Origin of the sequence: Pantoea sp. JGM49 (genome assembly GCF_018257655.1) — a bacterium.
GTDB classification, from domain to species: Bacteria; Pseudomonadota; Gammaproteobacteria; order Enterobacterales; family Enterobacteriaceae; genus Pantoea; species Pantoea communis.
In genome coordinates, this window is record NZ_JAERJM010000006.1 from 14257 (window position 1) to 35147 (window position 20891).

A 20891-nucleotide genomic window follows, 5' to 3' on the forward strand; every position below is an offset into this window, starting at 1 on the left:
TTTTAGACGGGAACATTCCTTTGGCATCGTTAATCACGCATTCACCTGCGTATCCTTTGGTGGCGGCTCAGCCCGGCATCTGGATCGCTGACGCTATTGCGCAGCAGCGCAATCAATTTACCGTGGCGCACTACAGCGTGCTACACGGCGACATCAACCGCGCCGCCCTGGACAGCGCCATCCGCCAGACCATGGCTGAAGCCGATACCGTGCAGGCACGCTTTGGCCTCGATGAAAACGGGAATCCCGCGCAATGGTTTGGCGAGCAGGCACAGGTGCTGCCGGAGTGGCATGACTTCAGCCAGCGCGCGGACGCCACCGGTCAGGCGCATAAACTGATGCAGGCCGATCTGCGCGCCGAACTGGCGGCCGACGGTGATAAGCCGCTGTATCGCCACGTGTTAATGCGCGTGGGTGATGGCAGCTGGTGGTGGTATCAGCGATATCACCATCTGCTGGTTGATGGCTTCAGTTTCGAAGCGCTGACGCAGCGCGTGGCGGCCATCTATGCCGAACTGTGCCGTGGCGAAGAACCCTCACTTTCACCCTTCACGCCGTTTAGCGAGGTGATTGATGAGTATCAGCAGTGGGGAGTATCCCCGGCGTTTGCCCGTTCCGCCAGCCACTGGCAGACCTATGCGGCTGAACTACCCGAAACTTTAACGCTCTCCAGTGAAAGCGTAACGGATGCTGGCGATCGTCCGATCAGCTGCCACGTCGCGCTGCCGGAGTTGACAACGTTGCGCCAGCACGTGGCGTTCCAGGATTGCAGCGAAGGCGATATTGTCAGTGCCCTGCTGGTGGCTTATCTGGCGCGCATTAGCGGCAGCTCGCGCTTAGCGATTGGCTTTCCGTTTATGCGCCGCATGGGCTCAGCGGCACTGACGACGTTGGGGCCGGTGGTCAACGTGCTGCCGCTGATCTTCGACATCCCTCATCACACCGATTTAGCCGCGCTGCTGCAGCAGGTACAGGCGGAAATCCGCAAAGCACGCCGTCATCAGCGCTATGAAGCAGAGCAACTGCGTCGCGATCTGGGTTTGGTCGGCAGCAGCCAACAGCTTTACGGGCCGGTGATTAACGTCAAGGTCTACCATGATGATCTGCAATTCGATGGCATTCCGGCGGCGACCCACACCTTAGCCATGGGCCCGGTTGACGATATTGAGTTTGAAGTGGGCTTCCGTGATGGCGCATTGCAGTTAACGTTGGTGGCTAACCCTGCGCGCTACGACGCACAAATGTTACAGCGTCACGCAGACCGTATTCGTCATCTGCTCACGCAGTTCGCTGCACAACCCGAAGCCACTCTGGATACGCTTTCGATCATTGCTCCAGACGAACAGGCTGATTTACAGCGCTGGTCCACTGGCCCGAAAATCACCCCGCCTGCGGGGGCGACCACCATCGTGGATATGCTGCTGCAACGCACGGCACAAAGCGCTGACCTGACGGCAGTCGTCTGTGGCACACAGTCACTGACGTATCGCCAGCTGACCGACCGCGCCATGCAACTGGCACATGCCTTGATGGCGCGTGGCTTACAAGCAGACGACGTGGTGGCGATGGGTATTCCGCGCTCGGTGGATTCGCTGGTCGCCATCTTTGGTGTGCTGGCGAGCGGCGCGGCCTACATGCCGCTGGATCTTGACTACCCACGCGAACGTCTGGCACTAATGTGTGACGATGCGCAACCCGCATTATTGCTGACTCACTCCACGACACTGGCGCAGATGCCGGCCCTTCCCGCGCTGTGCATCGATCAGCTGGAGAGCGAACTGGCGGCACAGCCGACCAGCGTACCGAGCACTCTGCTGTGCGGCGACGATCTTGCCTATATGATTTACACCTCCGGATCCACCGGCCGGCCAAAAGGCGTGATGAGCACACATCAGGGATTGCTGAATCTGTTCCTGTCACATCGCGAACATCTGTTTGGACCGGCGATTGACCGCTTCCACGCCAGCAACCCGCGCCGCATGCGCGCCGGTCATACCGCGTCGTTCTCATTCGACTCTTCGTGGGAACCGCTGTTCTGCATGCTGATGGGCTGCGAGCTGAATATCTTCGACGAAGAACTACGTCGCGATGCCTGGGGTTTGATTCAGCAGATGAACGCGGTGCCGGTCGATCTGCTGGACATCACGCCGTCATTCTTCTCTCAGATGATCGACAGCGGATTACTGGAAGCGGAAAACCACCGCCCTGCGTTTGTCATGATTGGCGGTGAAGCGGCCACGCCGACGTTGTGGAAACTGATGCAGCAACAGCATCAGATGGAAATCCACAATTACTACGGCCCGTCTGAGTACACCATTGATACCCTCGGTGCCAGCGTGCTGGCTTCTCCGCAGCCGGTAATTGGCCGCCCGGTGGGTAACAGCCAGGTTTATCTGCTCGACAGCCAGCTGCGTCCAGTACCGATTGGCTGCACCGGCGAACTCTACATCTCCGGAACCGGCATTGCGCGCGGCTATCTGCGCCGCCCGGATCTGACAGCCGCGCGCTTTGTGGCTAACCCCTTCCGCGAAGGCGAGGTGATGTATCGCAGCGGCGATGTGATGCGCTGGCGTCAGGATGGTCAACTGGCGTTTATCGGACGCGTGGATCACCAGATCAAAGTGCGCGGTTTCCGCGTCGAACTCGGTGAAATCGAAAACGCGCTGGTGGCGCTGCCCGAAGTCAGTACCGCAGTGGTGATTGCCGAAGTGATGGGCGCCACGCACCGTCTGATTGGCTACTGCTCGGTGCAGGATGATGCCTTGCGCGCCGATCCGCAAATCAGCAACCGCTTGCTGGCGCAGTTGGGTAGCCAGTTGCCGGACTATATGCTGCCAGCCGTGCTGATGGTGCTGGATGATCTACCACTGAATGTGAATGGCAAAATCGACCGCCAGGCACTGCCGAAACCCCATCAGGCTCAGCAACAGCAAAGCCGCGCGGCGCGCACCCCGCAGGAAGCGTTAATTTGCCAGGCGATGGCCAGCCTGCTCGGGCTGGAGAGCGTCGGCGCAGAAGATGACTTCTTCTCACTCGGTGGTGACAGTATTTCGGCAATGGGCCTCAGCACCGCCGCTCGCCGCGCTGGTTATATGCTTCGCCCACGTGACATTTTTGCCGAACGCACCGCCGCACGTATGGCGCAAGATCTCGCCCCTCTAACGCAACACACTCAACATGCCCGCGTGTCGCAACAGGGCGCGATTGGTGGTCTGCCGATTCTGCACTGGTTCCATGCGCAGGCGGGCATTAACGCGCGCTTCGCCCACGGCGTGCTGCTGTCGGTGCCGCCAGAGCTGCAACTCGCGCAGCTGGAACAGCTGATTGAACAGCTTACCAACACGCATCCAGCCCTCAACGCCTTCACGCGTGATAAGCAGTTAGTGGTGGGCGAATCGCTCTCTGCGCGCCCTGCGCGTTGTCGTGTTATCGAAGTGTCAGCATATGACCAGGCCGCCGATCAGGCCTTCCGTGACGATGCAGCACGCCTCGATCCGGCGACAGGATCATTGCTACAGGCAACCCTGCTCCAGACACAAGGTGCAAGCTGCGGATTGGTGTTAACGCTGCACCATCTGGTGGTGGATGGCGTGTCATGGCGAGTATTGCTGGATGAACTGCAACAGGCCGGTGATGCACTGCTAAGCGGTGCACCGATCACCTTGCCCGCTGAAGAAACCTCGCTGCATGACTGGTCCGCTACGCTACTGGCCAACCTGGCGTCACGCGCCAGCGAAATGCCGTTCTGGCAACGCATGCTGGAACAACCGCTGCCGGCGCTGGGTGAGCGAGCCTTAACGGGTAACGAGCGTGTCTTGCATCAGCGCACCCTGCTTGATTTGGCCACCAGCTCTGCCTTGCTACATACCCTGCCGCAGCAATTCCGTGCCACCAGCGAAGAGTTACTGCTGACGCTGCTCTCACTGGCGCTGCGCAGCATGAACGGCAGTGCGTTACAACGCGTGACGCTGGAGTCACACGGCCGTGCCGAGTTGCACGATCATCAGGATCTGGCGCGCACGGTGGGCTGGCTGACAGCGGAGTTTCCTCTGCTGCTCGCCCTGCCTGCTTCGGCCGACCTCAATGACAGCGTGCGCGCGGTAAAATCCGCGCTGCGTGCCGTGCCGGATCGCGGCATCGGTTATGGCCAACTGCGCTGGCTGGATGCCCACCGTGGCATTACATTGGCGAAACTGGCCGCCGACCATGCGCCACAGGTGCTGTTCAATTATCTCGGCCGCTTCACTCAATCCGCCGGTCACTGGCAGCCTCAGCGGACCGCGCAGCAGTTCCGCGACACTTTTGCGGTGATTCAGGACGATGCCATGCCGTTACAGCACGCACTGGAACTCAACGTGTTTGTTGATGACCAGCAGCTGGCGCTGAACTGGAGCTGGGCGGAGGGCGTCTTGCATGCCGATCAGATTGAGCAACTGCATCAGGCCATCGCTCTGGGTGCGCAACAGCTTTACCACTTCGCAGAGCAACAGCCACAGCAGGCCGCCAACACGCTGGTCGCTGCGGAAATCAATCTTGAAGGCGTTGATGATGCGCTGCTGCAACGTTTGCGCGCACGTCACGGGGCCTTTAGCCACGTCTTGCCGCTGCTGCCGTTGCAGAAAGGATTACTGTTCCACGCGCAGACCAGTGGCGCGCAAGGCAGCTATAACTCACTGACGCGATTAACCCTCAGCGGTGATGTGTCGGTAGCATCGGTGCAGCAGGCGCTCAATCAGGTGTTGCAGCGCCATCCGCAGCTCGCCGCCAGGTTTGATAGCGAACTCAGTCTGCAACCCTTGCAGTTGCTGCCGGAAGGCGATCTGCATTGGCCGCTACAGGTGCTGGAAGTCGAGGATATTGACGCCACTGAACATCAGGCGCTGTCACAGGATCTGTTCCGGCAGCCGGTGATGTTGCAGGCGACGCTAATCCCGCATCGCCATGAAGCACGCTGGACGCTGCTGCTCAATGCGCATCATCTGGTGGTGGATGGCTGGTCAACGCCGGTGATTTTAAACGATTTACTTAGCGCATTGCGTCAACAGCCGCTGGCCGCCCAACGCACCCATTATGCCGACATCGTGCGCCAGCTTAGCCAGCGTGATGAGCATCAGGCTCGCCAGCAGTGGCAAGAGTGCCTGCGCGACGTGCGGCCCACATTGCTATATCCCAATGCCGCCGAGAGTGCTGTTCAGGAAAAACGCATTACGCTGGACGCCTCGCTGGAGCGCGAACTCTATGCGCTGTGCCGCACTCGCGGATTGACCCTCAACACCGTGATGCAGGGCCTGTGGGGCATGATGTTGTCGATTGCCAGTGGTCAGCAGGACGTGATATTTGGCGCGCCGGTTTCAGGTCGTTTCGGCCAGATTGAAGGGATCGATCAACATGTCGGTCTGTTCAGTAACACGCTGCCGGTGCGCGTGCGGTTTGATACTCAACGCCCGTTGCTGGAGCAGTTAGCCGCGCACCAAAATCGTCAGATCCAGCTGATTGAGCAGGATTGCCTTGGACTGGCTGAAATCCAACAGCTGGCGGGTGCGGGTACGCTATTTGATACCCTGCTGGTGGTGGAGAACTATCCTGATAATCAGACATTACTCGACGCCAACGCGAAGGTGCGCTGCGACGCGATCCACAACCGCGGCTATACCCATTATCCGTTGACGCTGCTGGTGCTGCCGGGTGAACAGTTGACGCTATTAATGGAATACCGCGCTTGCGTCACCGATGCCGACCGTCTGGCTGAACGCCTGTTGCTGCTGTTACAGCAGCTGGTGACCACACCAGATCTGCCGTTAACGCAGTGGCGTTTGCAAACCCTCGCCGAGCAATCGCTGCTCGAGTGGGTCAATAACACCGGCGTGCAGCTGGAAAATGAAACCCTACAACAAGCCATCGCCCAGCAAGCCGCACGCACACCGGACGCGCTGGCGCTGTGTGATGTTGAGCATCAGCTCTGCTACCGCGAGATGCAGCGTCAGGCCACATTGCTGGCCGATCGACTGATCGAAGCGGGCGTGATGCCAGGCGATATCGTTGCCGTTGCCTTGCCGCGTTCGGTTCGTCTGAGTATTGCCCTTACCGCCATCTTGCAGGCGGGCGCAGCCTGGTTGCCACTGGATATTGGTTATCCCGATGAACGTCTGGCGTACATGGTGGACGATGCACGACCGTGGGTGGTGATCACCGAGTCGGCGCTGGAAAATCGTTTTGCTGACTTTGGCACGCTGATGATGTTTGATCGCCTTGCCAGCGCACAGACGGTAGCACGTCATCCATTGCCTAAACCCGACGCGCAGCGCCCGGCTTATGTGCTTTACACCTCAGGTTCCACCGGCAAGCCGAAAGGCGTGGTAGTCAATCAACGCGCCATCGTTAACCGCTTGCGCTGGATGCAGGCCAGCTATCCACTGCGCAGCGACGATGTGGTGTTGCAGAAAACGCCGTGCAGCTTTGATGTTTCGGTGTGGGAGTTCTTCTGGCCATTGATGACCGGCGCGCAGTTGATGATGGCGCCACCGGATGCCCATCGCGATCCACAGGCGCTGTGGCAGTTGATTGACGATTATCAGGTCACCACCCTGCACTTCGTTCCGTCGATGCTGGCCGCCTTTGTCGGGCATGTCAGTACGCACACCGATCGCGCCTGCGCTTCACTGCGCCGCGTATTTTGCAGCGGAGAAGCGCTGGCCTGCGATCTGGCGCGCAGCTATCAGCAGGTGATCGCCGCTCCGCTGCATAATCTGTACGGCCCGACCGAAGCCGCCGTGGATGTCACATGGCAACCCGCCAGCGGTAGCGCGCTCGAAGGCCTGAATGGCCCCGGCGTGCCGATTGGTCGTCCGGTGTGGAACACCCAACTGCATATCCTCGATAACCTGCTGCGCCCGGTGCCGGTCGGCGTGCCGGGCGATCTTTATCTCAGCGGCATCCAGCTGGCAGATGGCTATTTGCATCGCGCCGATCTTACCGCGCAGCGCTTTATTGCCGCTCCGTTTGCTGATGGCGAACGTATGTACCGAACCGGTGATATCGCCTGCTGGCGTGAGGATGGCGCCGTAGAATATCTGGGGCGCAGCGACGATCAGTTAAAGATGCGCGGACAACGTATCGAACCGGGTGAAATTGAGCAGGCGCTGGTGGCATTGCCGGGCGTGGCGCAGGCGGTCGTGGCTGCGCGCAATTTGACACAACAGGCGGCGGCGGGCATCGATAACCGCCAGCTGCTCGGCTGGCTGGTGGCTCAGCCTGGCGTGGCACTGGACATCGAACAGGTAAAACAGCAGTTGAGCACTCGCCTGCCCGCCCACATGCAGCCGGTGAGCTATTTGCTGCTGGACGATTTGCCCCTCAGCGCTAACGGCAAACTGGATCGTAAAGCGTTGCCGTTGCCGCAACGCAGCACGCAGGCTGGCCGTCTGCCGGAAACGCCTCACGAGCAGATGCTGGCAGAACTGTTCCAGCAGCTACTGGGATGTGAGCAGGTGTATGCCGACGATGATTTCTTTGCGTTGGGCGGTCATTCCCTGCTGGCGATGCGACTGGCAGCAGAAATGCGCCGCCGTGTAGCGCAGCCGGTGAGTGTCGGACAGGTCATCGCCGCACGCAGCGTGGAGAAACTGGCAGCGCTGTTGTCAGGCGATGCCAGCGACAGCAGCGGCAACGGGGAACTGCTGCCACTGCGTGCAGGTCAGGGACCGACGCTGTTCTGCATCCATCCGGCATCAGGGTTCGCCTGGCAGTACAGCGCGCTGCTGCACTATCTCGACGGCGATTTCCCGATTGTGGGGCTGCAATCACCGCGCCCGGCGGGTGTTATCGCAGCCTGTGCAAGTGTAGAAGCCATGTGCGATCGCCATCTGGCTGTGATTCGCGAGCAGCAGCCGCATGGGCCTTATTTCCTGCTGGGCTACTCGTTGGGCGGCACGCTGGCACAAGGCATTGCGGCGCGTCTGCAGGCCAATGGCGAAAGCGTGGCCTTCCTTGGTCTGCTGGATACTTACCCGGCCGAAGGACAGGACTGGCGCACGCCCGATGCTGAAGAGGCGGAGCAGGAAGTGGCGCGGGAACAGGCCGAGTTTATGGCTGCTACTGAAGATGAGCGCGATCCCCTGTTACGTGCCGAGAAAGCCGCGATGTTTAGCACTATCGTCTCCAACTACAAGGACGCAGTCGCACGGCTGGCGGAAGCGCGTACGCCGCGTTATGCCGGTAAAGCCACGCTGTTTATGGCAGAGAAAACCCTGCCTGCCGACATGGATGTGCCAGCGACCTGGAAACCGTTTGTTTCAGACCTGGAAATCTGGCCGCTGGATTGCGAGCACGCTGACATTTTGTCTGCCACCTCGCTGAAAGTGCTGGGTCCGCTGATCAATCGTTTGTTATCTGAGAGTCGCTCATAACACCCGGCCTTTGGCCACTTAATGTGGGCGCACTGATGTGCGCCCCTGCTCGTTTTAACAATGGATATTTATGGCTAAGCCTTCAATTCTTCTAGATTTCAGCCTGCTGAAAAACAACGCCGCGTTTCGCGCTATCTTCTGCGCCCGCATGCTATCCGTATTTGCGCTGGGCATGCTGGCAGTGGGCGTGCCGATCCAGATTCAGGCCATGACCGGCTCGACCTTGCAGGTCGGCGTCGCCGTGATGCTGGATGGCATCGGCATGTTTATTGGCCTGCTGCTCGGGGGCGTGCTGGCGGATCGTTATGATCGCCGCAAGCTGATCCTCTTTGCGCGTGGCACCTGTGGTATCGGTTTTGTGTTGCTGAGCCTGAACGCGTTTAGTCCTGCCCCTTCATTGTGGGCGCTCTATTTGCTCGCCTTCTGGGACGGATTTTTTGGTGCGCTGGGCATGACAGCGCTGATGGCGGTAATTCCGTTAATCGTGGGACGCGAGCATCTGGCGGAAGCCGGTGCGCTGAGCATGTTAACCGTACGGCTGGGGGCGATACTGTCTCCGGCACTGGGTGGCATGATCATCGTGGCGGCGGGCGTCGGCTGGGCCTTTGCCGTGGCCGCCCTCGGCACCTTAGCGACGCTGATCCCGCTGGTGCGGTTGCCCGCGATGAAACCGGAGCAGCAGGAGCCTGAACACCCTTTGCGCGCGCTCGCCAGCGGCATTCAGTTTGTCTGCCGGCATAATGTGGTGGGTGCGGCCGTACTGGTCGGCTTGCTGCTCAGTATGGTGGGCGCGGTGCGCATCCTGTTCCCGGCACTGGCGCAAACGTGGCAGGTTGATGCTTCGGCGCTCGGGCTGATGTATTCCGCCGTGCCGCTGGGTGCGATGATCGGCGCATTCACCAGCGGCTGGGTGCGACAGTTGTCACGACCTGGCCTGGTGTTGCTGGTGAGTGCACTGGCTGCCTTTGGTTGCATCGCTTCTTTGGGGCTGTATAGCCAACTGATTCCGGCGTTGCTGGCATTGGTGGCTTATGGCTACAGCAATGCTATCGCTTCCCTGCTGCAATTTATTTTGATTCAGCACCACACGCCAGATGCCCTGTTGGGTCGGGTCAACAGCCTGGGCACCGCGCAGGATGTGAGTGGCGATTCGCTGGGTGCGCTGGGGCTGGGTGCATTAGCACGCATGCTGGCAGCACTCAACAGCGTGCTGTGGTTCGGCGGCGTGGCAGCAGGTTTACTGCTGCTGGTCGCGCTGGCCGCACGCGGTTTGCGCTCGGCACAGCTGCAGCAAGAACCACCGGCCACTGAGCAAGCCGCTGCTTAGTGCACAAACTGCCGTTCTAAACTGCTGAGTATATTGCTGCCGATTAGTGTACGAACTGCCGTTCAATGCTGCTGAGCATATTGCTGGCACTGTAGTAATCGAGGCGGAAGGTATCGTTGCCCATGGAAAAAATATCGTGATGCTGCACGGCGGGTAGATGTGCGAGGAAGGGATTCTTCGCCACCTGCGGCACCGTTTTTTCATCGGCGGCAAACAGCAACAGCGTATTGCCGGTGACGCCATCCGCCATGGTCTCGCCATTGAGTTGGATGATGTCGTTGCGTTTGCCCATGCTGGTACTGCCCTGCAAGTTGGCAGGCGGCATCGCCAGCGTGAAGCCCAACGCTTTCAGCAACTCTCCCTGTGCCGAAGCCGGCGTCCACACATTCATGCCGCGCCCATCTTCGTAATAGACAATCGCAGAGGTCGGCTGCGGCGGCAGGGTAATTCTGCTGCGCAGTGTCTCGACGCGTTGGTCAAACTGCGCGATTGCCTGTTTCGCCTCCGCTTCGTGACCGGTGATGTGACCCAACTGCAACGCCAGCGCCTGCCAGCTCTTATCGCCGTAATCAACCACCAGCACGGGCGCGATGGTTTTCAGCTGATCGTAGAGTTTCAGCGCAGAGTCCCCACCGGTCGCCGCGATAACGATCAGGTCTGGTGCCTCCGCGGCTATCGCTTCCGCGTTGGGCTGGGAAACATAGAGCGGCTTGACGTGACGTGCTTTGGCGACCTCCCCCCACTGGGTAAAGAAGCCCTGGGCATCGGACACGCTGCTGTTACGACTGGTGGCGCCAGAACCAATCAGCGGCGCGTTAATCGCCAGTAAGGTGCCGCTCAACGTCACGCTGGTAGAGACAATGCGCTGCGGTGGCTGCTGTAAGGTGAATGGGCCTTGCGGAGTGGGTATGGTGCGAGGCCAGCTGGCTGAATTTTCAGCGGCGGTAGCCTGGTTAAACACGGAAATGAGGCAGAAGAGTAAAGCCAGAACGGGCAGACGCATCAGGTTATCCATTACTTGATAATTGAGAATGGATATCATTATCAAAATAAAGATGGGGTGCAAGAGGATTTGGTGGCCAGGGCCGAGGAAGGTTGCCGAGGAGTGGTTGAGGGTTGGTGATTGGTGAAATTTGATGCTGAAGTGCGGATGAAGATTGAGTGGTCGTGCCGAATGGGCTAGTGGTTGCGTTCTGCGTTCTGCGTTCTGCGTTCTGCGTTCTGCAGGTTAGAGCATAAAGGATGAAAGTGTGTTGCGGGCCAGCTAATTAACCAGCCCGCAAGGCGATTACTGCTCCAGCGAGTAGCGCGTCATCGGCGCCACATCTTTGATCAGCCCGTTGGCTTTCATATATTCACCAAACGCCTGATACCTTGCTTTATCAAAGGTGGCGCTGTGCCCATCAAACAGCGGCAATGTCGCTTCCCAGGCCTGATGATTGAGTTTGGTGTTCAGCTCAGGATACTGCTTAATAAACGCCTTCCAGGCTTCTTCCGGATGCGCACGCAACCACACCACACCCGCGTCCAGACCGCGTAAGAATGCCGGAATACGCTTGTCCTGGGCCGCGCTCTTGTTGTTCGCCAGAATGATCAGCTCATCATAAGCGGGCACACCATAATCTTCGGGTTTAAACACCACCGGCTTCGCGCCCTTATCCTGCAAATCGATCAGCTCGTAATTGCGGAAAATGGTCATCGCGCCATCGATTTTGTGCGTCAGCAGCGCCGAAGTGGAATCCATATTCAGGCTGATTAATTTCACCGAATTGACATCCACGCCCTGCGATTTCAGCATATTGAGGATCGCCACATCTTCCGATCCTGGCACCGCGTAACCCAGCGTTTTACCCGCTAAATCTTTGAGCGAATGGATATCGCTGGACACGGTGGTCAGCGTATTCAGCGGCTGACCAATCAGCGTGCCCACGCGGATCACCGGAACATCCTTCTCTACCAGCGTGTAAAGCTGTGGCTGGTAGCTGATTGCCAGATCGGCCTTGCCTGCCGCCAGCAGCAGCGGCACCGACGCCGAATCAGCCGGGGCGATCATCTCGACATCAAGCCCTTCCTTCTTGAAAGCACCGCTGTACTGCGCGGCAAAAATGGCTGCATGGTTAGGGTTCACAAACCAGTCGAGCAGCAGGCGAACTTTTTGTTCGGCGTGCGCGCTGGTGGTCGCCAGCAGCAGCAAAGCGGTAATCGCGTTACGTAGGGTGTTCAAGGGACGTCCTTATGTTGAGTGCCAGAGGAATTTTTTACGCAGCAATGCGACGCCGCCGGAGAGCAGCAGCGCCAGCATCAATAACAGCAACAAAGCAGCAAAGCTGGTGGCCGTTTCCAGCCGAGCGTTGGATTGCATCATCATATAGCCCAGCCCTTTGCTGGCACCGACCCATTCGCCAATCACCACCCCAATCGGGGCCAGCACCACCGCCATCTGCAAACCGGAAAAGAACTGCGGGAGCGCTGCGGGCCAGCGCACGTGCCAGAAAATCCGCGCACGTGAAGGATTCAGCGTGCCCGCCAGTTCCAGCCAGCCGGAGGGCGTACGGCACAGGCCATCAAATAGCGACAGACACAGCGGGAAGAAAACGATTAACGCCGCGACTACCACCTTGGAGGCGATGCCAAATCCCAGCCACAACACCAGCAGTGGCGCCAGCGCAAACACCGGAATCGCCTGGCTGGCGGTCACGAGCGGAAACAGCACGCGACGCAGCGTCTGGCTGCCTGCCATCAGGACCGCCAGCGTAACGCCCGTCCCAACGCCCAGCAGCAGCGCCAGCACAATCTCTGCCAGGGTAAACAGCGCGTGATGCGCCAGCAGCTGGCGATGCAGCCATAATGCCTCCAACACCGCCAGTGGCGAAGGCAGCAAAAAGTCAGGCACGCCATGCTGCCGCGCCATCAGCCAGCCACACAGCAGCACCGCGATCAGATAGATCGCGCTAAACAGTTTTTTCATCTTGATTCAGTCGGGAAAAGAGTTCGCCCTGCGCCTGTAGCAGGCGAGGATCATCAAGGGATCGGGGAGCATCACCCGCAGGCACCGGCCAGCTTTCAACCGCTAACGGCTGGCCATGCAACAGCACGATGTCATCGGCCATACGGCAGGCTTCAAGCGGATCGTGCGTAACCAGCAGCACCGTTTTGCCCTTGAGCAGCATGGCAGTCAGGGTTTGCAGACTGAGTTTGGTCATCACATCCAGCGTGGCGAAGGGCTCATCCATCAGCACCACTTCGCGTTGGGCATACAGTGTACGTGCCAGTGCCACACGCTGCCGCATCCCGCCTGAAAGCTTATCCGGTGAGGCTTGCGCCACCTCACTCAGCTTCACCTGCTTAAGCAGCGCCAACGCACGCGCGCGGTCCGGTTTTTCACCGTTGAGCCGAGCGGAAAGCATCACGTTTTCCAGCACCGTCAGCCACGGATACAACAGATCCTGTTGCCCCATCCACGCCACTTTGCCCGGTAAGCCACTGATTTCGCCCTGTTGCGGCTGCAGCAAACCCGCCACCAGCCGCAATAAGGTGCTTTTCCCAATGCCGCTACGCCCTAATAGCACCGTGGTTTTACCGCCGCGCAGTTGCAGATTGAGTTGCTGGCACAGCGCCTGTTCGCCCCAACTAAAGGTGATGTCATTAAATCCGATCGGATTCATGGTCGCTTTGCCGCCAACATTGCCAGACGGGTAAACCCTCGCGCTTCCAACACCGAGGCCGCCTGCGCCGCGCGAATGCCGCTGGCACATACCAGCACGATGCGCCGATCCTGCGGCGGCTGCCAATCGGCTATCGCCTGCGGCAGAATGCGTTCGACGATGTTCGCTACGCTGACGGGGGCTTCTTCCACACTGCGCAACTCGACAATGCAATCATCTTTCGTCAGCAGTTGCTCGTCGATAAAGGGCACGCTGTTTTCTGGCTCTTCCGCGCCGTCAAAACGAAATGCGCGCATATGCCAGTTGATGAAGTCACAGTTGATCACACTGCCGAGGGGTGAAGGTTGCAGATCCAACAGCACGCTGAGTGCCATCTGAGCCTGCATTGCACCCAAAGTCGCCACTGCCGGTCCCATCACGCCTGCGGTGTTACAGTTGGCTGCGGAGGTGGGTAAGCGTGGAAACAGTGCCCGATAGCTCGGCGCGCTGCCGCAGAAGCCACCGACGTAGCCCTGACGACCTAATACTGATGCACTGATCAAAGGAATCTGCGTTGCCAGACAGGCGTCGGAGAGTTGATAGGTCACCGCGAAGTTATCAGCGGCATCAATCACCAGATCGATATCCGTGAGGAGGTGCGGCAGATCGCTGGCGCCGATAGCCCGTGGCACCACCTCTATCTGCACCTCGGGATTACGTTGCAACAGCGCCTGTTGCGCACGTGCTGCCTTGCTGTGACCGATGTCCTGCATCGTAAACAGCGTCTGGCGATGAAGATTGTGTAAGGCCACTTCATCGTCGTCACACAGGCGGATAAAACCGACGCCTGCGCCAACCAGCTGCGGCAGTAATGTAGCGCCCAACCCGCCTGCCCCCACCACCAGGACGCGCGCATCCGCCAGCTTTTGCTGACCTTCGACACCGATTTCCGGCAGCATCATCTGCCGTTGATAGCGATCCATGGTGGCTCCTTAACTCAAACTCGCCAGACCGAAGATCGGTGTTGAAGCTGCCGCCATATCGCGCTTCTCCATCAAACCAGCACTGCGTGCGGCCTGTCCCGCTTCAATCGCCAGACGGAACCCGTTCGCCATGCCAACCGGATCGCCGGCTTTCGCCACGGCAGTATTGAGCAGGATGCCATCGAAGCCCATCTCCATCGCCTGCGCGGCCTGTGATGGCGCACCGATGCCTGCATCAATTATCAACGGGATGTCGCTGAACCATGCCCGCATCGCGCGTAATCCTTCAATGTTGCGCAGGCCCTGCCCGGAACCGATCGGCGCACCCCACGGCATCAGCAGTTCACAACCGGCTTCCAGCAGCTTCTCACCGACGATCAAATCTTCGGTGGTGTACGGGAAGACCTGAAAACCATCCGCACACAGGATGCGTGCCGCTTCAACCAGCGCAAAAGGATCGGGTTGGAGCGTGTCGGCATGACCAATTACCTCCAGTTTGATCCACGAGGTATTAAACAGCTCGCGCGCCATCTGCGCGGTGGTTACCGCCTCTTTCACCGTGTGGCAGCCTGCGGTATTCGGTAGCACGCGAATGTCCAGCCCGGTCAGCATCTCGCGAAAAGCCGCACCCGCCGCGCCTTCACGACGCAAACTCACAGTGATGATTTCCGTGCCAGAGGCGGCAATGGCCTGTTGCAGAATCGCCGGTGATGGATAGCCCGCGGTGCCAAGCAGAAAACGTGACTGGGGAGTGAAATCGTAAAACATGTTTCAACCTCCCTGCATCGGGGACAAGACTTCCAACTGACAGCCCTCTTCCAGCTGCTGGCTGCTGTACTGACTTTTAGGTACAAAGTTGCCGTTGAAAGCGCTGGCAACGCAGGCGGCATCAATTTGCTGCTCGATCAGCAATTCGCTGAGCGTGCTGGCCTCAGTGCGGATCGCCCGGCCGTTAAGCTGAATATTCATAGGATTGTTCCCCGAAAAGGCGCTGCATCAGTTGTTCTGCCATCATTGGCGCCAGCAGAAAACCGTGGCGATACATGCCGTTAAGATAGTAAGTGTCGTTTTGATAATGGATTTCCGGCAGATTGGCCGGATAAGCAGGACGTAAACCGCTGCCGCTTTCCACCACGCGGGCTTCGGCAAGAGCAGGATGAATGGCGTATGCCGCGCTGAGCAGTTCCATCAAGGCGCGTGCGCTGATCGCGCTGTCATCGTCACTTTCCACCATCGTGGCACCCAGCATGAAATGGCCGTTACTGCGCGGCACCAGATAGCACGGAAAGCGCGGATGCAACAGACGAATCGGACGCGAGAACTGCACCTCTTCGCTGTGCAGAATCACCATCTCGCCACGCACCGCACGCAGACGCGGAAGGTCGGCTTTGGCATGCATGCCACGACAATCAATCACCCGACCCGAAGGGTGTTGTGCATCAAAACGCACGCCGCGCTGTAACAGCTTTTCGCGCATTTCGGTGAGCGCCAGGCGCGGGTCGAGATGCGCCTCCTTGGCAAAAAACAGCCCACGCGCAAAACGCCCGGCCAGCAGAGGTTCAAGCTCACCGGGATCGACCCATTGGTGCTGTTCGGTCATGCGTGCGAAGCGAGTCAGTTCCTGGCTATCGCGCGGTGGCGCTACCACCAGCGTTCCCTGATGTGCCACGCTGCTGACACGCTGTTGCCACCAGCCAGCAGCGTGTTGACCGAGAGAGATCACTTCCTGCGGTGCACTTTCGGATTCGCACCAGGGTGCAAGCATGCCGCCAGCAAACCAGGAAGCAGGCTGGCGGGAGTCGTCGCCAATGACGTCGACCTCTTCGCCGCGTTCAGCCAGCAGCGTCGCCACGCAGAGACCAGCCACGCCGCAGCCTAATACCGTCCAGCGGCTCACAGCAGGTTATCCGGGATATAAAGGGAATTCACATCGGCCTCTCAGTGTTGACTGAGACCCGCAGATACAGGAGGAGGGAAAGGGCGCGAGCGATCCTCTGCGCCAGACAACACCTGAGCGGTGCTGTCAGTCTTCCTACGCCAGTATCAACTGGGTCAGGTTCAAAGGGTCGCTAAGCCGCGCATTGCGCTTTTAGCCTCTCAGTCTCTCTGGCGAGACTCCCCCGACGCGTCTATTTGTATTGCAGGTGCAGGTCGCCGTCAAGCACGGATTGCCGCAGACAGCCATCACATCATCGCATGGCATTTATCGCTACGTGCACGTTCTGGATCGAAAACGTAACATATGGTATACAAAGGCATTATTGCTACTTTTCAAGCGCAAAGAAATTACAGGTGATGTTGGACTCATTATGAAAAATATTAGAATTGCCTTTATTAAAGCCGGTTGGCACAAAGAGATTGTGCATAATGCTTTGGTGGGTTTTGAGCAAGAATTAAAAGCACAGAACGTTGAAGCGGAATTAAAAGTGCTGGAAGTGCCGGGCGCATTTGAAATGCCGCTGCTGGCAAAACGCTTAGCGGAAACCGGTAAATACGACGCGATTGTAGCGGCTGCGCTGGTGGTGGATGGCGGTATCTATCGTCACGATTTCGTTGCTGCAGCCGTGGTTGATGGCCTGATGAACGTTCAGCTGACCACCAATGTGCCAGTATTCTCTGTCTCACTGACGCCGCACAATTTCCAGCCGGTCGATGTGCTGGAAAACTTCTATACCGAACATTTTATTAAGAAAGGCAAAGAGGCCGCGCGTGCTGCGCTGGCGATTCATAATTTGTCGATCGATTAATTCCCTCTCAGGAACACTTCATTATTCGTGGTGAAGTGTTCTTGCTCTCAATAATACCTCCCTGCCCTTAAGAACAATATGTTCTACGTTATTTCAAAAATCGCATAAGCCACTTTCTTTATTCTCCTCGGCTACTTCAACTTACGTAAATTTTTGTCGTAAACAGCAAAAGGTGTACAAAAACACTTCACATTCATAGCATTCACTATAATGTATAGCACAGGCTATAATTCTCAGGGGATGATTATGTTGATCAGGCACGTTGTATCGGTTGTGATGCTTACGCTCGCGATGAGCACTTCGGCGTTTGCTGCCGACAAACTCAAAGTGGTCACTACTTTCACGGTGATCGCAGACATGGCAAAGAACGTCGCAGGTGATGCCGCCGAAGTGACATCCATCACCAAGCCCGGTGCGGAGATCCATGAATACCAACCAACCCCCGGCGATATTCGTCGCGCGCAGGGTGCCGATTTAATCCTGGTAAACGGTTTTAATCTGGAACTGTGGTTTAGCCGCTTCTACCAGCGCCTGAAAAGCGTGCCGGAAGTTACGGTGACAGAAGGCATTGAACCCCTGGGCATCACCGAAGGCCCCTACAACGGCAAACCCAACCCGCATGCCTGGATGTCTCCAGACAATGCGCTGATTTACGTCGATAACATCCGTAACGCACTGCAAAGATACGATCCTGCCAATGCCGCCGTTTATCAGGCCAATGCGGATCGCTATAAAACGCAAATCCAGCAAACCCTGGCGCCGATGCGCGCGGAGATTGAAAAACTGCCGGAAAACCAGCGCTGGCTGGTGACCAGTGAGGGCGCTTTTTCCTATCTGGCACGTGATTTGGGTCTGAAAGAACTTTATCTCTGGCCGATCAATGCCGATCAGCAAGGCACACCGCAACAGGTGCGCAAAGTGATTGATGCGGTGAGAGCCAACCACATCCCGACTATCTTCAGCGAAAGCACCATCTCCGCCAAACCGGCCCAACAGGTCGCGCGTGAAGCGGGTATTCACTTCGGCGGCGTGCTGTATGTTGACTCTCTCAGCAACAGTGACGGGCCGGTTCCGACCTACCTTGATCTGCTGCGCGTGACCACCGATACCGTAGCCAAAGGCATCACCGCCGGGAGCCAAAAATGACCCTAAACGTGCAGGATGTTAGCGTCACCTACCGCAACGGTCACACTGCGCTGCGTCAGGCATCTTTCTCCGTGCCAGCGGGCAGCATCGCCGCGCTGGTGGGCGTCAACGGCTCCGGGAAATCCACACTGTTTAAGGCGATTATGGGCTTCGTGCCGCTTTCGACGGGTCAGGTCACGCTGGCAGAGATGTCCGCGAAGCGTGCGCTGAAAGACAATATCGTCTCCTATGTGCCACAGTCGGAAGAAGTGGACTGGAGCTTCCCGGTGCTGGTGGAAGATGTGGTGATGATGGGCCGCTACGGCTATATGAACATGCTGCGTATCCCGCGTGCGGAGGACAAACGCCGCGTGGATGAGGCGCTGGCACGCGTTGGGATAAGTGATTACCGCCATCGTCAGATTGGTGAACTCTCCGGCGGGCAGAAAAAACGTGTCTTCCTGGCACGTGCGCTGGCTCAGAGTGGGCAAATCATCCTGCTGGATGAGCCTTTCACCGGCGTCGATGTCAAAACTGAAGCGGCGATCATCGCCCTGTTGCAGGAGCTGCGCGATGAGGGCCGCACCATGCTGGTCTCCACGCACGACCTCAACACCATTCCTGATTACTGCGACCGCTGCGTGCTGGTGAAAAACACCGTACTAGCCAGCGGCGAGCTGCGCGACACCTTTACCGCCGCCAATCTGGCACGCACCTTTGACGGTGAGGTACAGCAGCGCAATGCCGCACTGTTGCAGAAGATAGCCGCGCAACCGGGGGCGGATCATGTCGTGGATTATTGAGCCGTTTGGCTATCAATACATGCTGAATGCGATGTGGATCGCCGCGCTGGTCGGGGCGATTTGCGCGTTTCTTTCCTGCTTTCTGATGCTGAAAGGCTGGTCGCTGATTGGTGATGCGCTGTCACATTCGATAGTGCCGGGCGTAGCTGGCGCGTACATGCTGGGGTTGCCCTTCTCACTCGGTGCCTTTCTCTCCGGCGGACTGGCGGCAGGCAGCATGCTATTCCTTAACCAGCGCACGCGCCTGAAAGAGGATGCGATCATCGGACTGATCTTCTCCTCCTTCTTCGGCATCGGGCTCTTTCTGATGTCGCTCAATCCGACGTCGGTCAATATTCAAACCATCGTACTGGGCAACATCCTCGCGGTGGCGCCCGCCGATATCTGGCAGCTCGGCACCATCGGCGTGGTGACGCTGACGTTATTGCTGCTTAAGTGGAAAGATTTGATGGTGACGTTCTTTGATGAAAGCCACGCGCGCTCACTTGGGCTGAATACCACCGGCTTAAAGATCCTGTTCTTTACCCTGCTCGCTGCCTCCACCGTCGCCGCATTGCAAACCGTTGGCGCCTTTATGGTGATTTGTCTGGTGGTGACACCCGGCGCCACCGCTTATCTGCTCACCGATCGCTTCCCGCGTTTGTTGATGATTGCCGTGGCTATCGGCAGCATCACTAGCTTCCTTGGCGCGTGGAGCAGCTATTTCCTTGATGGTGCCACTGGCGGCGTGATCGTGGTGGCACAGACTCTGGTGTTCCTGTTGGCGTTCGTCTTTGCGCCTAAACATGGCGTGCTGGCGGCCCGGCGACGCGCTCGTCTGGCGCAGGAGATCAACCTCAATGATTGAAATACTGCTGAGTCCTTTCGAATTCGAATTTATGAATATGGCGCTGATCATCACGCTGATTTTGTCGCTGCCGTGCGCCATGCTGTCCGCATTTTTAGTGTTAAAAGGCTGGTCACTGCTCGGCGATGCCATGAGTCACGCGGTATTTCCCGGCGTGGTGCTGGCGTGGTGGATCGGCCTTCCTTTCGCGATTGGCGCTTTTATCGCAGGCATGCTGTGTGCACTCGCCACCGGTTTTATCAGCCAGAATAGCCGCATCAAGCCTGATACCGTGATGGGCATTGTGTTTTCGGGGATGTTTGGTGCCGGACTGGTGCTCTACCTAAAACTGAAACCGGAAGTCCATCTCGACCACATTCTGTTCGGCGATATGCTGGGTATTGGCTGGGCGGATATCGCACAAACCGCCGCCATTGCGCTGCTGGTGGTGCTGGTGCTAAGTGTGAAATGGCGCGATTTGTTGCTGCATGCCTTTGACCCACAACAGGCGCGCGCCTGTGGCATCAACACTAATGTGATGCATTACGGGCTGCTGTGTTTGATTGCGCTGACCATCGTTGCCGCGCTGAAATCGGTGGGAGTGATTTTGTCTATCGCCATGCTGATCGCGCCAGGAGCGATCGCACTGCTATTGGCGCGGCGATTCTTACAGGTCATGCTGCTGGCGGCGCTGATTGCCATCCTGACTGGATTTTGCGGAGTGTACGCGTCCTTCTTCCTCGATAGCGCGCCGGGCCCCACCATCGTGGTGCTGTATAGCCTGTTATTTGTGGTGACGTTTGAGAGTGTGAGCTGGCGCGAGAGAGCGAATGGTCGCGGCTTAGCGGCTATCAAATAAAGTGATTCCGGGCCGCAAATTTCAAGATTGGGCCATAAATTTAATTTATTGGGCCGATAATGAGTGAAATGGGCTGTAAAATATTTACAATGGGCCGTAAATGTTCGGGGTGGGCCATAAATTATGATGCCGTGGGCCATTAACGTTCAATATGGGCCACAAATCTACCTGG

At 58.0% G+C, this 20891-nt stretch carries 15 protein-coding genes and 1 riboswitch; of the genes, 7 read left to right on the plus strand and 8 right to left on the minus strand.

Annotated elements, in window-relative coordinates; genetic code table 11:
• Nucleotides 1-20: 20 nt before the first annotated feature.
• Both JK231_RS11975 and entS read left to right on the plus strand, forming a co-directional pair.
• Nucleotides 21-8405: a non-ribosomal peptide synthetase gene (locus JK231_RS11975; RefSeq protein ID WP_211728642.1), complete on the plus strand. Its 8385-nt coding sequence runs from the start codon at nt 21-23 to the stop codon at nt 8403-8405.
• 70 nt (nt 8406-8475) lie between these two features.
• On the plus strand, nt 8476-9732 hold the full coding sequence (entS, locus tag JK231_RS11980) for an enterobactin transporter EntS (protein WP_211728643.1): 1257 nt from the start codon (nt 8476-8478) through the stop codon (nt 9730-9732).
• Between the two features lie 43 nt (nt 9733-9775).
• Here entS and fepB read toward each other — a convergent pair whose 3' ends face one another.
• The 8 genes from fepB to JK231_RS12020 all read right to left on the minus strand — a co-directional run bounded on the left by fepB (nt 9776) and on the right by JK231_RS12020 (nt 16256).
• Nucleotides 9776-10735, minus strand: coding sequence for a Fe2+-enterobactin ABC transporter substrate-binding protein (fepB, locus tag JK231_RS11985; RefSeq protein WP_249221695.1), 960 nt, complete (start codon nt 10733-10735; stop codon nt 9776-9778).
• 285 nt (nt 10736-11020) lie between these two features.
• Nucleotides 11021-11956: an ABC transporter substrate-binding protein gene (locus tag JK231_RS11990; RefSeq protein ID WP_211728645.1), complete on the minus strand. Its 936-nt coding sequence runs from the start codon at nt 11954-11956 to the stop codon at nt 11021-11023.
• Nucleotides 11957-11965: 9 nt separating this feature from the next.
• Entirely contained in the window at nt 11966-12700 is a 735-nt protein-coding gene (locus tag JK231_RS11995) for an ABC transporter permease (protein ID WP_211728646.1), read from the minus strand.
• Entirely contained in the window at nt 12684-13397 is a 714-nt protein-coding gene (locus JK231_RS12000) for an ABC transporter ATP-binding protein (RefSeq protein ID WP_097118812.1), read from the minus strand. The genes JK231_RS11995 and JK231_RS12000 overlap by 17 nt, the downstream gene beginning before the upstream one ends.
• A complete protein-coding gene (locus JK231_RS12005) occupies nt 13394-14359 on the minus strand; it encodes a HesA/MoeB/ThiF family protein (protein WP_211728647.1) in 966 nt (321 codons plus the stop codon). The genes JK231_RS12000 and JK231_RS12005 overlap by 4 nt, the downstream gene beginning before the upstream one ends.
• 9 nt (nt 14360-14368) lie before the next feature.
• Nucleotides 14369-15127, minus strand: a complete 759-nt coding sequence (locus tag JK231_RS12010) for a thiazole synthase (protein WP_097118810.1) — start codon at nt 15125-15127, stop codon at nt 14369-14371.
• A 3-nt stretch (nt 15128-15130) separates the two neighbouring features.
• Nucleotides 15131-15328, minus strand: coding sequence for a sulfur carrier protein ThiS (gene thiS / locus JK231_RS12015; RefSeq protein WP_034830370.1), 198 nt, complete (start codon nt 15326-15328; stop codon nt 15131-15133).
• Entirely contained in the window at nt 15312-16256 is a 945-nt protein-coding gene (locus JK231_RS12020) for an FAD-dependent oxidoreductase (protein ID WP_211728648.1), read from the minus strand. Before JK231_RS12020 ends, thiS begins: the two co-directional genes overlap by 17 nt.
• A gap of 115 nt (nt 16257-16371) precedes the next feature.
• Nucleotides 16372-16491: riboswitch (TPP riboswitch) on the minus strand.
• A gap of 177 nt (nt 16492-16668) precedes the next feature.
• On the opposite strand from JK231_RS12020, the gene JK231_RS12025 reads away from it, so the two are divergent.
• The 5 genes from JK231_RS12025 (at nt 16669) to JK231_RS12045 (ending at nt 20719) form a co-directional block, all read left to right on the plus strand.
• Nucleotides 16669-17106 (plus strand): 6,7-dimethyl-8-ribityllumazine synthase, encoded by a 438-nt coding sequence (locus JK231_RS12025; protein ID WP_034830445.1) that lies wholly within the window; start codon nt 16669-16671, stop codon nt 17104-17106.
• 276 nt (nt 17107-17382) lie between these two features.
• On the plus strand, nt 17383-18252 hold the full coding sequence (locus JK231_RS12030; protein ID WP_249221708.1) for a metal ABC transporter substrate-binding protein: 870 nt from the start codon (nt 17383-17385) through the stop codon (nt 18250-18252).
• The gene (locus tag JK231_RS12035) at nt 18249-19034 is read left to right on the plus strand and encodes a manganese/iron ABC transporter ATP-binding protein (RefSeq protein ID WP_211728650.1); all 786 of its coding nucleotides are present in this window, start codon (nt 18249-18251) and stop codon (nt 19032-19034) included. The genes JK231_RS12030 and JK231_RS12035 overlap by 4 nt, the downstream gene beginning before the upstream one ends.
• A complete protein-coding gene (sitC, locus tag JK231_RS12040) occupies nt 19018-19881 on the plus strand; it encodes an iron/manganese ABC transporter permease subunit SitC (protein WP_211728651.1) in 864 nt (287 codons plus the stop codon). Before JK231_RS12035 ends, sitC begins: the two co-directional genes overlap by 17 nt.
• Nucleotides 19874-20719, plus strand: coding sequence for a metal ABC transporter permease (locus JK231_RS12045; protein ID WP_097118804.1), 846 nt, complete (start codon nt 19874-19876; stop codon nt 20717-20719). The genes sitC and JK231_RS12045 overlap by 8 nt, the downstream gene beginning before the upstream one ends.
• Nucleotides 20720-20891: the final 172 nt, after the last annotated feature.

Bases quoted from the DNA above. Each gene is read 5' to 3' on its own strand.
- entS (WP_211728643.1), top strand. From the start codon at position 8,476: ATGGCTAAGCCTTCAATTCTTCTAGATTTCAGCCTGCTGAAAAACAAC.
- fepB (WP_249221695.1), bottom strand. From the start codon at position 10,735: ATGCGTCTGCCCGTTCTGGCTTTACTCTTCTGCCTCATTTCCGTGTTT.
- JK231_RS11995 (WP_211728646.1), bottom strand. From the start codon at position 12,700: ATGAAAAAACTGTTTAGCGCGATCTATCTGATCGCGGTGCTGCTGTGT.
- JK231_RS12000 (WP_097118812.1), bottom strand. From the start codon at position 13,397: ATGAATCCGATCGGATTTAATGACATCACCTTTAGTTGGGGCGAACAG.
- JK231_RS12005 (WP_211728647.1), bottom strand. From the start codon at position 14,359: ATGGATCGCTATCAACGGCAGATGATGCTGCCGGAAATCGGTGTCGAA.
- JK231_RS12010 (WP_097118810.1), bottom strand. From the start codon at position 15,127: ATGTTTTACGATTTCACTCCCCAGTCACGTTTTCTGCTTGGCACCGCG.
- thiS (WP_034830370.1), bottom strand. From the start codon at position 15,328: ATGAATATTCAGCTTAACGGCCGGGCGATCCGCACTGAGGCCAGCACG.
- JK231_RS12025 (WP_034830445.1), top strand. From the start codon at position 16,669: ATGAAAAATATTAGAATTGCCTTTATTAAAGCCGGTTGGCACAAAGAG.
- JK231_RS12030 (WP_249221708.1), top strand. From the start codon at position 17,383: ATGCTTACGCTCGCGATGAGCACTTCGGCGTTTGCTGCCGACAAACTC.
- JK231_RS12035 (WP_211728650.1), top strand. From the start codon at position 18,249: ATGACCCTAAACGTGCAGGATGTTAGCGTCACCTACCGCAACGGTCAC.
- sitC (WP_211728651.1), top strand. From the start codon at position 19,018: ATGTCGTGGATTATTGAGCCGTTTGGCTATCAATACATGCTGAATGCG.
- JK231_RS12045 (WP_097118804.1), top strand. From the start codon at position 19,874: ATGATTGAAATACTGCTGAGTCCTTTCGAATTCGAATTTATGAATATG.